Source organism: Caballeronia hypogeia, from assembly GCF_001544875.2.
Taxonomy (GTDB): Bacteria; Pseudomonadota; Gammaproteobacteria; order Burkholderiales; family Burkholderiaceae; genus Caballeronia; species Caballeronia hypogeia.
Genome location: NZ_FCOA02000028.1, coordinates 40,457 through 55,127, shown reverse-complemented (window position 1 = coordinate 55,127; position 14,671 = coordinate 40,457). Strand labels below are relative to the sequence as shown.

Below are 14,671 nucleotides of genomic sequence, written 5' to 3'. Positions count from 1 at the left end.
GCGATTGTCTCCGCGGCGCGGAGAGAATCACTGCGGACACCTCCGGATTTTCATCATACAAAACCACGAAACCATTCAGAAAATGGATACCCCGCATTCCGACATTTAATTTGTCGATATCCGCCATCTCCTATATTTTGTACAGGTTCACCGCGGCGGGCCCGCGCAACGCAACGTCTCAAACCAAAATTAAGGGCGCGTTGAAAAGGTCCGCGCCATCGTCCGCAATGGACAGTTCCGGGGCGCTTCGTCCCGCATGTGATTCAGGTCCGGCCAAAACCGGACAGCAGCACGTCGTCGGCCTTGAGGACGACGACGTGAACCCTAACGGAGACTTTCGTATGTCGACCAACACCTACTACGCGCCACGCGGCGGCCATCCGGCTCAGACCGAGCTGCTGACGGACCGCGCGATGTTCACCGAGGCGTATGCCGTCATCCCCAAGGGCGTGATGCGCGATATCGTCACCAGCCATCTGCCGTTCTGGGACAAGACGCGTCTCTGGGTACTCGCGCGTCCGCTTTCCGGCTTCGCCGAAACGTTCTCGCAATACATCATGGAAGTGGCTTCCGGCGGCGGCAGCGAGCAGCCCGAACAGGATCCGAACGCCGAGGGCGTGCTGTTCGTCGTGGAAGGCGAAATCGAACTGACGCTGCAAGGCACGCTGCACGTGCTCAAGACCGGCGGCTATGCGTTCATTCCGCCCGGCACGAACTGGCAGTTGCGCAATCGCGGCAAGGACGCCGCGCGCTTCCACTGGGTCCGCAAGCACTATGAAGCCGTGGACGGCGTGCCGATGCCCGAAGCCTTCGTGACCAACGAACAGGATATCGAGCCGATTCCGATGCCCGGCACCGAAGGCCGCTGGGTGACGACGCGCTTCGTCGATACCAGCGACATGCGTCACGACATGCACGTCAATATCGTCACGTTCCAGCCGGGCGGCGTCATTCCCTTCGCGGAAACGCACGTGATGGAGCACGGACTTTACGTGCTGGAAGGCAAGGCGGTGTATCGCCTGAATCAGGACTGGGTCGAAGTGGAGGCCGGCGACTTCATGTGGCTGCGCGCGTTCTGCCCGCAGGCCTGCTATGCGGGCGGGCCGAGCCGCTTCCGCTATCTGCTGTACAAGGACGTGAACCGTCACATGAAGCTGACGCTCAACGCGCCGCGCTGAGATTCGCGCGATGCGGCGCGCCCGTCTCCCCGGGCGCGCCGCGGCTTCAATAGTGACTGCGCGACCACAGCGTCGGCGGCGCGTCCAGCAGATGGCGCACGCCGGCGCGCTCGAACGCGCGCTCCGCAACTTCGGTGACGCGTTCGAGTATTTCTCCCTCATCCACCGACAGCACCCGGTAGTTCTCCATCAGCACCCTTCCGCCGACCATCGTCATGCATACGTCGCCCGCGTTCGCGAAGCACGTGACGCGGTAGACGGGCATGTTCATCGGCATCAGATGCGGCCTGAAGAGGTCGACGAGAATGATGTCGGCCAGCTTGCCCGCTTCGAGCGAACCCACTTCATGATCGATGGACAGCGCTTTCGCCGCATCGATCGTCACCATCTCCAGCACCTTGCCGTGCGGCAATACATCCGGATCGCGGAAGTGCCGACGGTGATAGTGCATGCACTGCCACATGTGGCGGAACATGTCGTAGCCGCGATCGGGCGCGGCGCCGTCGGAGCCGATCGCAACCGTCACGCCCGCATCGATCAGTTCGGGCACCGGGCAGCGTCCGATGATCGACATGATCGCGCTCGGGTTATGCACGATGGAAGCGCCGGTTTCGACGCAAGCCGCGATGTCGGCCTCGGTCAGATCGATGGCGTGCGACATGAACGACTTCGCGCTCAGCAAACCCAGCTCGCGATGCGCGAATTCGAGCGTGCCCGCGCGATGTCCATCCTGCGTGAAGCTCAGGTCCCGTTCACGCGCCAGCGCCGCGTAACGCTGCGCCTCGCGCCGATAGTCGAGTTCGTAACGCGCAACCGCCGGATAGTGACCGGGAGCGTACACGGGCAGCGTCAGCGCGACCTGAATGCGCCCGTGCGCGTCGCCGTGGCACGTCGCGACGATCTCCTTGCAGACCTCGAACATCGCGTCGAAATTGACATCGCGCGTCACGCTGCCTTGCGCGTCATGGCGTGTGTAGGCGCGCGGCGCGGGCGGACGCGAAGGACCCACCGCGACGATCGAGCGCGTGCCCGTCTTGACCACCGCATCGCAGTGACGGCGCGCGTACACCGGGTCATCGACGCGCATGATCGAATCGCCGCCGCCCAGCAGCGATACGCCCGTCGTCACGCCTGCCTTCAGGCGTTCGAGCGCCGCGAGATGCGACTCGGTTTCCCAGAACGCTTCATCCGATGCGCGCGTGTAGATCGCCTCGCAAGCAGCCGTCCACGCATCGCCGTCCGCGCCGCCGATGGTGCGCAGCATCGCGTGTCCGGCGTGCGCGTGGGCGTCGATCAGGCCGGGCAGCACGGCTTTGCGGCGTGCGTCGATTCTGCGTTCCGGACGGTATCGCCGCGCGAGCGCATCCGTCTTTCCGACGCCCACGATGCGATCGCCCTTCACGGCCACCGCGCCATCGTCGATCACGCGGCGCGACGGGTCCATCGTGATGACACAGCCATGCTCGATGAGTATGTCGACATGTTCGATCTCGCTCATGACGTGAGCGCTCCGTCACGCGCGACGATGCGCCCGTTCGAGACCACGAGCTTGCGCCTCGGCCGCGCCACCACCGCATGCGCGACGCATTCGGCATCGACCAGCACGAGATCCGCGCGCGCGCCGGCGCGCAGCCCATAGTCGGCGAAACCGCAGCCGCGCGCGGCGGCCTCGCTGACGCAATCGAACGCCATCGCGAGGTCGTCGTCGCGACGCAGGTCGTAGCGCATGCCGATCAGCATCGCGCGTTCGAGCATGTCGGGCACGCCGTAAGGCGACCACGTATCGCGAATGCCGTCGTTGCCGCCGAACATCGTGATGCCTTTCTCGCGACACAGCTTGAGCGGTGGCACCGTGCGCGAAGGCGGCGCGCTCGTGAGCAGCGCCACGCGCAAACGCGCGATGCGATCGAGCAGCACATCGCGCTCGCGCTCCGGCAACGCGCCCAGACAAAACCCGTGACTCACGACGACCTGCCCCTGCATGCCCGTCGCTTCGACGCGATCCAGCAGCAGCTTCAGCGTGAACGCGCCGACTTCGCCGGGTTCGTGCAGATGAATGTCGATCGGCTTGCGATAGCGCTGCGCAAGCGCGAAGGTCGCGTTGAGCGACGCGACCGGATCGCCGTCGATCAGCGCGGGATCGAGCGCGCCGAGCACGTCCGCGCCTGCCTCGAGTGCGTCGCCGAGCAGTTCCACCGTGCCGGGACGGATCAGCATGCCCGACTGCGGAAACGCGACGATCTGCATGTCGAGCACGCCGCGCAGGGTTTCGCGGGTCGCGAGCACGCCTTCGAGATGGCGCAGACGCGCGTGGGTATCGATATCGACATGCGTGCGCAGACGCGTCGTGCCCGCCTGCACGAACGCGCGCGAAAGCGCGAGCGACTGCGCGGCGGCATCGTGGCCCGAGGTGCTGCGCCACTCGCGTTCGTTGCTGATGCGGTCGGTGAGCAACGGGCCGACTTCGTTGCGATACCACGGGCGGCCCCAGTTGCTCTTGTCGATATGCGTGTGACCTTCGACGAAGCCCGGCAGCAGCAAGGCGCCGCCGCCGTCCTCGACATGCACGCCGGGGGGCGCCGCGACCTGCGCGCCGAGCGCTTCGATCCGGCCATCGACGACCGAGACGCAAACCTGCTGACCATCGGCCAGCCGGACATTGGAGAGGTAGAGAGAAGAAGTCATGTTTGAACGGCGGTATCGATACGTGTGCGCAAGAGGCGTTGCCCCGCGCTGATTGCGACAAAGACCAGGGCGTTCGCGCACAGCGCGACGAGCCCCATGTTGATCGACGTGAACGCGAGCGGCGCGCCGGGGAACGCGGACGCCAGCGTCATGCCGCCCCAGCTCGACAACCCGAGCACGATGCCGCCCGCCGCGATGCCGCCGAACGCCGCTTCGCGCGTGCCGAACGGGCGCTGCAGGAAACTCGAGGCGAGCATAGGCACCAGTTGCGTCAGAAGGCTCGACGAGAAGATCGCGAGCGACACGAAGGTCGCGCCGCCGCGCAACACGAAGTAGACGACGACCAGCGTGAACAGCGGCAGCGCGATGCGGGCGACGCGCGCCACTTCGCGATCGCTCGCCTGCGGCGCGAAGCCTTCGCGATAGATGTTACGCGCGATCGTCGTCGATGCGTTGAGCATGATGAGCGATCCCGGCACCAGCGCCGTAAGCAGTCCCGCGCCGCCGACAATGCCGACGAACCACGATGGAAAAGTCTGCTTCACGAGACGCAGCAGCGCGAGATCGGTTTGCGCGCCTTCTAGCCCGTGCACGGTGAGCACGGCGGCGAAGCCGACGAGGAACAGGAAGGCGATCAGCACCTGATAGATCGGCATCAGCACGACGTTCCTGCGCAGCGCGGAAGCATCGCGCGCCACATACACCGCCGTGAAGCCGTGCGGATACAGGTAATAGCCGAGCGAGGTCAGGAGCAGCGTCGAGTTGTACCAGCTCAGGTTGAAGCCGTGCTCGGGCATGCGCAGCAGTTCCGGATGCACGGCGTCGATGCGCGCGAACATCTCGCCGAAACCGCCGAAGTAATGCAGCGGCAGATAGGTGCCCAGAAAGATCGCGAGGCCCAGGATCAGCACGTCCTTGAAGATCGCGATGTTCGCCGAACCGTGAATGCCGGAGACGGACATGTACGCGACCATCAGCAGCGCGCTGATCCAGATGGCCGTGCTCTGCGAAATCAGCCCGTACGACATCTCGGAGACGATGATGCCGAGCCCGCGCAACTGGATGATGAGCAGCGAGACCATCGCGAACACGGCGACCACCGAGACCAGCACGCCCACTGCGCGGCTGTCGTACTTCGATGCGAAATAGTCAGCGAACGACACGAGGTTGCGGTCCTTCGCATAGCGCCAGATGGCGGGCAGCATCCAGTAGCCGAGCACATACGCGAGGCAGCCGTACGACAGGATGTAGAACGCCGGCACGCCCTTGCTGTAGGTCCAGCCGCTCGCGCCCAGGAACGAGAAGGTCGAGAACGCTTCGCCCGCCATCAGCAGGAAGGTGAGCAGCGAGCCGAAACCGCGTCCGCCGACCGCCCATTGCTCCAGGCTGAGCGTCTTGCCGCGGCGCGCGTAAAGCCCCACCGCGAGCGCGAAGATCGCGAACAGAATGATGATGACGAGCGACGCGTTCATTGCGCGCCTCCCGCGTGTTCGTTCGCGTGCGCCGCTTCGTCGCGCGTGTCGAGGCAATGGATGAGCGCGAGAATCGCGGCCGTCGCGGCCATCCAGATGAGATTCCACACGAGCAGGAAGGGCATGCCGAACAGAAACGGCGTATGCGCGGCGAGCGAGCCGCCCGAATACAGGCCGATGAACGGCAGCGCGGCGAGAAGAACGCGAAACTTCATATCTGTCCTCGCGTGTGAGGTGAGAATTCGCTTGATGTTAGCCACGCGTTCGCGTATTAAAAAATTAAATGTTCGAATGGCCGCCAGTTGACAATCGAATGCCTTCCGAAGCGAAACCCGCGCGATTGCCAGCGCCCGTCATGCGTGATAGAAGTCCATGTCCGAATTCAAGGCTCGACCAGGTCGATGAAACACTCCCCCACCGCGCGCACGCCGCTGTTCGATCTGGATCTTCTGAAGGCCCTCGTCATGGTGGCCGATTGCGGCACGTTCACCTCGGCGTCGGCGCGGCTTCACTCCACGCAGTCCACGATCAGCCAGAAGGTGCGCCGTCTTGAAGAAATGGCCGGGCACAGGCTGCTCGAACGCGGCAGCCGCGACGTTCGCCCGACCGACGCCGGCGAAACGCTGCTCGCCTACGCACGCCGCATGCTCGCGCTCAACGATGAAATGTTCGAGGCGCTGTCGGGCGCGAACGTCGGCGTGACGGTCCGGCTCGGTGTGCCGGACGACTTCGTCGGCGGCCCGACCACGCACATGCTCGCCGCCTTCAGCCGCAAGCATCCTGAAGTCAAGCTCGAAGTGACGAGCGGCCTGAGCCGCGATATGAGCTACCGCTACGATCGCGGCGAACTCGACCTGATTCTCGTCAAGCAGCGGCGCAGCAGTCGCGAAGCGGTCGCGAGCTGGCCCGAGCAATTGCGCTGGATCGACAGCGCGAAGCATCCGTCCATTCAGCTCGATCCGATCCCCCTCGTCGCGTTTCCGCCGCGCGGGCTCTATCGCGACGACATGACCCACGCGATCGAAAGCATCGGGCGGCGCTGGCGTCTGAGCTTCATCTGCTCGAGCCTGAGCGGCATTCAGGCGGCCGTCGCCGACGGTCTGGGCATCAGCCTCTTGCCGGCGCGCGCGGTCACGGCGGATCACGTCGTATTGACGCCCAAAAGCGGGCTGCCGCCCATCGAGACGATGGATATCGCGCTGCTGCACCGGCCGACCGCCGACGCGGTCGTGAAGGAACTCGCGCGCGCGTTGTCGCGCATGTTCGGGCCGCAGCGTCGATAGCGACATTCAACCGATCCGCACGAAGCAAGTACTGAAAATCCCGCACACGCCACGATCCGCCACGCTTGCGCATCGCTCCGACATTGATACGGATAACGAACGCATTCCGATGCGACCCTTCCGTGCGCGGGCCGCGCGATTGTGCGCTAACGCTCATCCCGGTTTTGATATTACGAGCTGCTGCATCGTTTCATAGGACAGGCATACACGAAACCTGCTCGACCGGCTCCGATACATGACGCGTCGGCATCATCGCGCGACGATCAATTCAAACCGGGAACCCCTCTTCGGGCATCCATCGATTCGAGATTCACGGCTCGAATCCGGGCGCATGCAAACGTGCATGAGCGCCGACCGAATCCGAGGTTCACATGCGCAACACGCCGACTTCCGCTTACAACGGCCACAACCGCGAGAAACGCAACGCCGTCACGAGGCGCTCGCCGCTTCAATGATCCCGCAAGACACGCCGGTGCGGCCTCATGCGCGTCGTCCTGCATCACGATGATCCACGCGCGCTCGAAGCGGCATTGCGCGAGCGTGGCGTCCCCGACGAAGTCGAAACCGGCGCGACGAGTGAAGGCCCGTTCGTGGTGATCGTCATCGCGAGCGGCAATCGCGTCGCCGATGCCGCCGCGCGCTGGCTGCGCCGTCATCCGCTGCCCGAGGGCTTCATCGTCGGATGCACGCGCGAGACGCGCGTCGATTGCCAGCCCGAGGCATGGTGGCCCGCGTCGCTGTGCGACATCGTGCTTGCCGACGACGAAACTCTGCTGCTCGATGAAATCGCGCGACGGGTCGATCGTCTTGCTGAAATGGAGTCGATCCTCGATGCGGAATGGCTGCGCGAACGCGCGGTCGGCGCATCGACGATCTGGCGCAATACATTGCGCAGCGTCGCGGAAATCGGCCGCTTCGGCGACGGCGCGTGCCTCCTGCTCGGCGAAAGCGGATGCGGCAAGGAACTGCTCGCGCGCCTCGTGCACGATCTCGATCCGGTGCGCCGGCGCGGGCCGTTCGTCGTCGTCGATTGCACGACGCTGAGTCCGGAACTCTCGGGCAGCGAGCTTTTCGGACACGCGAAGGGCGCGTTCACGCACGCCGTTTCCGCGCGCGACGGCGCCGTCGCGATGGCCGACGGCGGCACGCTCTTTCTCGATGAAATCGGCGAACTGGAGCCGCGCCTGCAAGCGCGTCTTTTGCGCGTGATTCAGGAGCGCACCTACAAGCGCATCGGCGAGGACGTCTGGCGCAAGTCGGATTTCCGTCTCACGTGCGCGACCAATCGCGACCTCGAAGGCGAGGTGCACGCGGGACGCTTCCGCAACGACCTGTACTTCCGCATCGCGCGATGGACCGTGCGCGCGCCGAGTCTCGCCGAACGTCGCGAGGACATTCCGCTTTTGGTCACGCACTTTCTCGCCGAACAAGGCGACGCCGCGCCGCAGGTCATGCCCGAAGTGATGCAGCGTCTGGTCGCGGCCGACTATCAGGGCAATGTGCGCGAGTTGCGCAATGTCGTGCTGCGGCTCGCGGACCGGCAGCGCGGCTTTCGCGTGCTGAGCACGGGCTGTCTGCGCGACGCTTTCACAGCCGATGCGCCGGGCGCGAGCGTGAACGGCTGGGAGCAGGCGTTCGCGCTCGCGGTCGAAGGCGCGCTCGACGCGGGGCTCGGGCTCAAGCACATCGGGCAGATCGCCGAGACGCTCGCCGTGGAGCTGGCCGAGCGCCGCGCCGGATCGACGAGCCGCGCGGCGGAGCTGCTGCGCGTCACGCCGCGCGCGCTGCAGTTGCGCCGTCAGAGCCGCCTGCCGGACGGCGCCTGATCCGCGCTCGACGAGATCAATGCGCGGCGGCGCGCGGCGCGCTCATCACGCGCGCGCGTGCGAGCAGACGCAATGCATTGCCTCCCGCGATGGCGTCGAACGCTTCGCGCGACGGCTCGAGCGCGCGGATCTTCGCGAGTTCCAGACCCGGATGCAGCCACGGTCCGTCGGTGCCGAACAACAGCTTGCGCGGCCCCGCGCGACGGAACGCTTCTTCGAGCAGATCGAAACGCCGCACGCCGGACGTGTCGGCAAACAGATTCGGATACCGAACGATAAGATCGATGACGCGCCGCTGCGCCGCCCAGTCATCGGCGAAGCTGCCCAGATGCGCGAACACGAAGGCGACGTTCGGATGCGTCTGCGCGAGCAGTTCGAGCCCGCCGGTCTCGCCGCCGGGATCGTAGAGAACGGGAAGATTCCACCGTTGCGCGGCGTCGCAGACCTGCCGATGAATGCGCGCATCGTGCCGGTGCACCTTGATGCCGCGCAGGCCGAGCATCAGCACGGCTTCCTCGATCATGCGATGAATCCGCTCGCGATCGCGCTCCGCGTGCACCATCGCGAAACCGATCCAGCGCTGCGGGTCCGCGCGCACGATGGCGGCGACATCGCGGTTGCCTTGCGCGTAGTCGGATTGAAACACCGGCAGCAGCACGGAACGCGCGATGCCCGCGCGCGTGGCGCGGCGCGCGTAGGCCGCGAGCGGCGCGGTGGTGTCCCAAGGTCCGGTCATGCCGTCGCCCTGCCCGGCGTGCACATGGAAGTCGATAATCATGGCGTCAGCTCGAAGATCCCGCCGGCCTTGCGGAAGGCCCGGTTTCCCGGCGCTTTTTCATAGGTTCCGAACGCCGTCGGCAGCAGACCGCGAATGTCGAGCCCGCGCTTTCCCACGCGCATGTCGCCATGCAGCTTCGTGTTCGTCAGGCCGCGGCCCAGCGTCCGCACCAGCGCGTGCTCGACCGCCGCCGCCTGGCCCGCCGAGCGCGTATTGGCGACCCACACGGCAAGCCCGGCGCCGTGCTGCGTGGCGTACAGGCGATGCGCGCGCAGACGGTCGGCGAGATCGAGCGACTTGCCGACGTAAAGCGGCCGGCCGTTGCTCGTCAGGATATAGACGCCCATGCCGCGCACCTTGTCTGCGGCGCTTTCGAGGCTGCCGTAGGGCTTCCAGTCGAGCGTGATGGTTGCGGACTTCGGCATCGATTCGAGTTCCTGCTCGTAGAGATGCCCGCCTGGCGCGATCGCGAGCGCGACGATCTCCATCGCATCGCGCTTCTGCCGCGCGAGAAAGCACGCGCGGCAGCATGCGCCCGCGCTTTCGAAACGCGCGAGCCTGCGCCGCGGGTCCGCGTCCACGCGACGCGCGCGCCGCATGAGAATCTGCATGTCCTGCGTAAGCGTGCGCGACGTCATGCCCGGCGGCGTGCGCCGCGCCTGCGCGAGAAGCCGCATGAAGCGTCGCATGCGCCACGGCGCGAGGTCCAGTGTGTGTCCGTCCGCGGTCTTAAACATGCTCGATCTCCTTCGATACGGTTAAACGCCGCGCGACGCGCTTCGCTGCGGGAAGATGCGGGGCGAGCGACGCGATCGCGGCGAGCAGCGCGTCGATTTCCGCCACGCGATGATCTGCCCGCGCGATCACGATCAGCGCATAGCCGCCGCCGCGCTGGCGCAGCAGCGCCGTGCGCATGCCGCGCGCCCTCAGGCCCGCGTGCAGCGCGAGCGCGCGTTCGTCGCTGGCAAGCGTCATTCGTTGCAGCGGATGCCATCGGCCGGACAGATGCAGATCGGGCAACGCAGCGCGCGCCAGTCCAGCGAGCCCGTCATGCAGACGCTGCAGCCGGTGCAGCAGCCGCAGCCGCAATCGCGCGCCGGCGCGCCGGTTGATCGCGAGCGCATCGAGGGCGGCCAGCAGCGCGACCGCGCTCGGCGGGCTGCAATGCGATTGGGTCGGCCCGTCGCGGGCGATGTGGCCGATCAGCGCGGCCGGGCCGCATAACGTGGCGAGCGGCGCGCCGAACGCCTTCGCCCACGACGCGAGCAGGAGCACGGGCTGCCGCGACGGCTGCGGCAACGAGGCATGCCGCAACGCGCCCCCGCCTCCCTGCCCCCACGGACTGCGCGGCGATGCGCGCTCGCCTGTCAGCCCGAGCACCTGACTGTGATCGACCAGCACGAGACCGCCTTCGCGCCGCACCGCATCCACATAACGTCCGATGGGCGCGGGCACGCCGCCGCCGACGGTCGCGTCGGTGATGACGGCGGGCGGGCGCGCCGAACCGCGCCACGCGAGCTTGCGCGCGAGATCGGCGGCATCGCCTTGGCGGAACCACGTCACCGGCACGCCACGGCCGATCATGCGTTCGAGCGCCCAGCGCATCACCGGATACAGCGCGTCGTCGGCGATCAGCGCGTGGGTGCGGCCGAGCAGCTCGAACGCGTCGATCGCCAGATGTAGCGTCGACGCGCCGACCATGCCCGCTTCCGCGCCCTGCAGCGCGGCTGCGTCGGCGGCGACGCGGCGGGCGAGCGGCGCGGCCGCCAGCGCCGCGGGCAGGCCGCTCGTCAGCGCATCCCAGCCGCCCAGCGCGCCCGCCGGATGCCGCATGCCGAGATACAGCGCGGAAGCGAAGTCGATCATCGCGCGCCTCGCCGTCCGTCACGCCGCGAGGTTGTTGCGCCGCTCGCGCAGACGCCTGAGCAGATGGATGCCCGGCACCTGTACATCCACCGGTTCCGCGCTCACGTCCACCCCCGTCACCGCCCGGTACGAGTGGATATACGCCTGAATCTCCGGGCGGAAGAAAGTGGCCCAGTTCGCGGCGTTGGCCGGATCGTTGATCGAATTCCAGTCGCCCCAGCGGATCGAGGAGACGATCTGCTCGCCCATCGTCGCGAGCTGCCAGAACTGGAACGTGTTGGTGTCGCCCCAGCCTTGCAGCTTGCGCATGCTTTCGACGGAATGCATCCACGGCTCCGGATACGCGACCATCGCGCGACGCGGCAGATACTCGCGGAACTCGGGCCGCGCGAGCAGCCACTGCTGCATCATCATTTCGATGCGCGAGGTCGTCGGCAGATCGAGGAACTGGTTGTGCGCGCCTTCCGACAGAATCAGGTGCACTTCGCGCAGCGCGTTCAGGATCGGGAAGCCGTCGGGCACGACCGTGGTGTCGTCGGACTGACGGAAGAACGGCACGCACTGATTCAGCAGCGTGTGGAACGCTTCGAGGAACTTGCTGCGGTTGTCGGCGGTACGCATCTTCGGCACGGCGCGGCCGAACAGTTGCAGGCCGTACTGATGCGCGTATTCCGCCGCGCGCCGCTCGATGGGCAGACGATGCTGCTCGTCCTGCACCCAGCCCCAGATGAGGTTGTTCAGCGGCCGCAGCGAGTCGAGCTCCAGTTGCGCAAGCGGATCGCGCGGACCGCTGGAGATGTTCTGGAAACGCCGCGAGACTGCGTTCATCGTCTGCACGAGTTGCAGCTCCTCCATCCAGTAGCTCCAGATCAGCTCGATGAGCGGCGGATGCATGAGCTTGGCGGAGATGTCGTTGTTCCAGGCCGTGAGCCAGAGGCAGGTTTCGTGGCACGGGCCGAAGTCGGGATTCTCGCGCTGCTGCACGACGAGCGCGTCCTGCGCCGACTGCGCGATATCGCCCGCGCCGGTGCCCTGCAACTGACTCACGATGCGTTCGAGATACGGCACGGACGGCGACTCGTTGAGATTCTGATGCTCGGTCAGGTACATCTTCGCGAGCGCCTTCACGTCCTTGTCGGTGAGTTTCAGGCCGAGGCGTTCGTTCGCGAGCAGGCGCGCGCGATCATCGCCCTGAAGCAGCGCCATGACCTTCGCGTTGTCCGTGCCGTCGTGCACGACCGCGCCCCACGTCACGACAAACGCCTCGGTGGCGACCTTGAGCGCGCGATACGCGTCGGTGTCGGTAAACGGGAGGAAGCGGCGGCGGCTCAGGCGCGCCGCCCCGGGATAGAGCGGGCGCTCGTCCACCGTCCCGCTGCTGAAGAACAGCAGATCGAGATTGCGCGTGTAGTTCTCCCAGGAAAGCAGCTCGGCATTGCGCTTGATGAGAATCCACAGCGCGACGTCGGCGGTGAGCGGCAGCGACGAACGGCGCATCGAGACCGGCGTGACCGCGCCGAACATGCGGTCGTCGCCGACCACGCCGGAACGATCGGTGATCGCGTCGCCGGTCGGGTCAGGCGCCGGCGTGGCGACGCCCAGCGTATCGGTCTGCAGGCTGGCCACGCCGCGCGCGTCCGGAACCGCCAGGCTCGTCGAGTCGGCGCGCGCCGGGTCCGCCAGGCTGGGCGCGCCCACCCCGATGGTCCGAATGCGCTGCGCGACCGCGGGCGCTCCAGCCGGCGCGCCGCCGGCCGACGCAGCCGCGGACGGCACCACGGCCCGGTCGGCGGGCGGCGTGTAGGTGCCGGTCAGTCTCACGCTGTCGCCGCTCAAGAGATACGCCGCGATGCGCATGACCTCGTCCTGCGACGTCGCCGCGGTCACGATGGCCCGGACGGCGTCGGCGAGTTGCAGGAGCAGGTCGCCCGCGCCGGTGCCGCCCGTCGTATCCGGATTCTTCGACAGCGTGATGGTGCGCACGACCGCCGGCCCGCCCGCCAGCGCGCTCGCTGGCGCGAGCGCGCCCTGGCTCGCGCGGCGCAGCGGCCCCCTCGCGCTGCGCTCCGTCGCGGCGAGCGTCTCGACGGGAATCTGCACGGTGAACTTGCCGGGGTTGTCGGGATCGTCCTGGTCCACCTTCAGTTGCAGCACGCCCGGGAATGGGATGGTACTCATCGTTTTCTCCTTCAGGGAATCAGCATCAAGCGGCGAATGGGTTGGCGTGCAACGGGTTCAAGTACGGCGAGTTCACGTGCGGCGGGATCGCGGGCGGCCGCCGCTGGTTGAGCGCCACGCTCAGTTGCGTGCTGCCCGCGCTCCACGGCAGGTAGCCCGCGAGTGCCCAGCGCTGCAACAGCTCGGCGATCACCTTCAGCTCTGTCTGCGCGGGCAGCAGACCGCTGTAGCGCGCCTGGCCGAGCACGGCGAATGCGAGCGTCGGCGTATCCGCGAGCAGTTGCTGCGGGCGCGCCCTGACGCGTTGCCAGAGCGCGAGCAGCGCTTCGGGGCGGCGATCCGGCAGGCTGAGCGCCGCCCCGATCGTCCGTCCTCGCAGCGCATGCGGGCGCAGCGACAGCAGCACGGCGACGAAGCGGGGAATCGCGCGCGACAGCGCATCGAACGAGGCGCGCTGCGCGGCGCTCATCTGCGTGCGCGGGTAGAGCCGCTCCCACACCGCTTCGAGCGCGGACCACTGCGGATGCGGATACAGCGCGCGGCCCATCGCGACGGAGAGCTTCACGCGGATCCACGGCGCGGGATGCGGATCGTCCAGATTGATGCGCATGACGAACGCGCGCGGCAGACTGACGACGCTCATCAGCCCGACGGTCGCCGCGATGCCCACGCGCGACACCGCCCACAAGTCCGCGACGATCTCCCCGATCCACCGGTCCCACGCGCGCCAGATCGAAGGCCCGCGCACGAAGCGCGACGGCGACGCGCGCTTGTACGCATTGGCCAGATCGAGCAGCGCCGAGGCCTGATGTCCCACCTCGTGATACAGCGACGCCGCGATGCCCGTGCCGACCATCCGCTCGCGCGGCATGCGGATCACGGCGACCGGGTTGTTGCCGCCGCCGGGCAGCCGCGTGCGCGCCCGCCGGATCGCGCCGCCGTGCCCGCGCTCCACATAGCAGATGACGGGCGGCGGCGCGACCGGCACGCCCGGCTGCCGCAGGCCGTCCTGCGCGGCGACATCGAGGCCCGCGAGCCAGATGCCGGTGCCGTGCTGGCTGCGCTGCGTGAGCACTTCCGCGAAGATTTCAAAGTGCGTGAGCGCGGCGTGGAAATACAGCTTCAGGAGCGCATAGCGGCGCTGCGCGCGGGCGACGTTCGCGGGCGTGGCCGGCAAGGCGCGCAACTGCCCCAGAAATTGCGCGATGCGCTTGCGCAATTGCTGGCGGGCCACCTGCATATGCCGTTCGATGGCGGACATCGCCTCGTCGCTGACGTTCGCGGCGGGCACCATCGGCATTTGCAGCGCGTACGGGAGTTGCGCGTCGAGCCTCGCACGGATGCCGAGCACCTCTTGTTCGAGCAGACGCAGCGCTTCTACACACGGGTTCATCGCACTCGAGCC

12 protein-coding genes are annotated in these 14,671 nt (G+C 67.1%); 3 read left to right on the top strand and 9 right to left on the bottom strand.

Going from position 1 to position 14,671, the window contains the following annotated elements; all coding sequences use genetic code 11:
• Positions 1-341: 341 nt before the first annotated feature.
• A complete protein-coding gene (locus AWB79_RS29830) occupies positions 342-1,178 on the top strand; it encodes a bifunctional allantoicase/(S)-ureidoglycine aminohydrolase (protein WP_061171037.1) in 837 nt (278 codons plus the stop codon).
• Between the two features lie 46 nt (positions 1,179-1,224).
• Here AWB79_RS29830 and AWB79_RS29825 read toward each other — a convergent pair whose 3' ends face one another.
• Genes AWB79_RS29825 through AWB79_RS29810 form a run of 4 tightly spaced genes read right to left on the bottom strand, consistent with a single transcriptional unit; the run spans position 1,225 to position 5,550 of the window.
• Positions 1,225-2,676, bottom strand: a complete 1,452-nt coding sequence (locus tag AWB79_RS29825) for an amidohydrolase family protein (RefSeq protein WP_061171036.1) — start codon at positions 2,674-2,676, stop codon at positions 1,225-1,227.
• Positions 2,673-3,863 carry an amidohydrolase family protein gene (locus AWB79_RS29820; RefSeq protein WP_061171035.1) on the bottom strand — a complete coding sequence of 397 codons (1,191 nt, stop codon included), beginning with the start codon at positions 3,861-3,863 and terminating at the stop codon, positions 2,673-2,675. The genes AWB79_RS29825 and AWB79_RS29820 overlap by 4 nt, the downstream gene beginning before the upstream one ends.
• A complete protein-coding gene (locus AWB79_RS29815) occupies positions 3,860-5,335 on the bottom strand; it encodes a sodium:solute symporter family protein (RefSeq protein ID WP_061171034.1) in 1,476 nt (491 codons plus the stop codon). Before AWB79_RS29815 ends, AWB79_RS29820 begins: the two co-directional genes overlap by 4 nt.
• A complete protein-coding gene (locus tag AWB79_RS29810; protein WP_061171033.1) occupies positions 5,332-5,550 on the bottom strand; it encodes a DUF3311 domain-containing protein in 219 nt (72 codons plus the stop codon). Before AWB79_RS29810 ends, AWB79_RS29815 begins: the two co-directional genes overlap by 4 nt.
• A gap of 186 nt (positions 5,551-5,736) precedes the next feature.
• On the opposite strand from AWB79_RS29810, the gene AWB79_RS29805 reads away from it, so the two are divergent.
• Positions 5,737-6,618 carry a LysR family transcriptional regulator gene (locus AWB79_RS29805; RefSeq protein WP_061171032.1) on the top strand — a complete coding sequence of 294 codons (882 nt, stop codon included), beginning with the start codon at positions 5,737-5,739 and terminating at the stop codon, positions 6,616-6,618.
• Positions 6,619-7,100: 482 nt separating this feature from the next.
• Complete coding sequence (locus AWB79_RS29800; RefSeq protein ID WP_061171031.1) at positions 7,101-8,444, top strand: sigma 54-interacting transcriptional regulator; 1,344 nt, start codon at positions 7,101-7,103, stop codon at positions 8,442-8,444.
• Between the two features lie 16 nt (positions 8,445-8,460).
• Here the strand turns inward: AWB79_RS29800 and AWB79_RS29795 are convergent, their stop codons facing one another.
• Genes AWB79_RS29795 through AWB79_RS29775 form a run of 5 tightly spaced genes read right to left on the bottom strand, consistent with a single transcriptional unit; the run spans position 8,461 to position 14,659 of the window.
• Positions 8,461-9,222: an amidohydrolase family protein gene (locus AWB79_RS29795; RefSeq protein WP_061171030.1), complete on the bottom strand. Its 762-nt coding sequence runs from the start codon at positions 9,220-9,222 to the stop codon at positions 8,461-8,463.
• Positions 9,219-9,959: a GIY-YIG nuclease family protein gene (locus AWB79_RS29790; protein ID WP_061171029.1), complete on the bottom strand. Its 741-nt coding sequence runs from the start codon at positions 9,957-9,959 to the stop codon at positions 9,219-9,221. The genes AWB79_RS29795 and AWB79_RS29790 overlap by 4 nt, the downstream gene beginning before the upstream one ends.
• Positions 9,952-11,088 (bottom strand): PLP-dependent aminotransferase family protein, encoded by a 1,137-nt coding sequence (locus AWB79_RS29785; protein WP_061171028.1) that lies wholly within the window; start codon positions 11,086-11,088, stop codon positions 9,952-9,954. Before AWB79_RS29785 ends, AWB79_RS29790 begins: the two co-directional genes overlap by 8 nt.
• 18 nt (positions 11,089-11,106) lie before the next feature.
• Entirely contained in the window at positions 11,107-13,266 is a 2,160-nt protein-coding gene (locus AWB79_RS29780) for an 8-amino-7-oxononanoate synthase (RefSeq protein WP_232471059.1), read from the bottom strand.
• 25 nt (positions 13,267-13,291) lie between these two features.
• Positions 13,292-14,659 carry a hypothetical protein gene (locus AWB79_RS29775; protein WP_061171027.1) on the bottom strand — a complete coding sequence of 456 codons (1,368 nt, stop codon included), beginning with the start codon at positions 14,657-14,659 and terminating at the stop codon, positions 13,292-13,294.
• Positions 14,660-14,671: the final 12 nt, after the last annotated feature.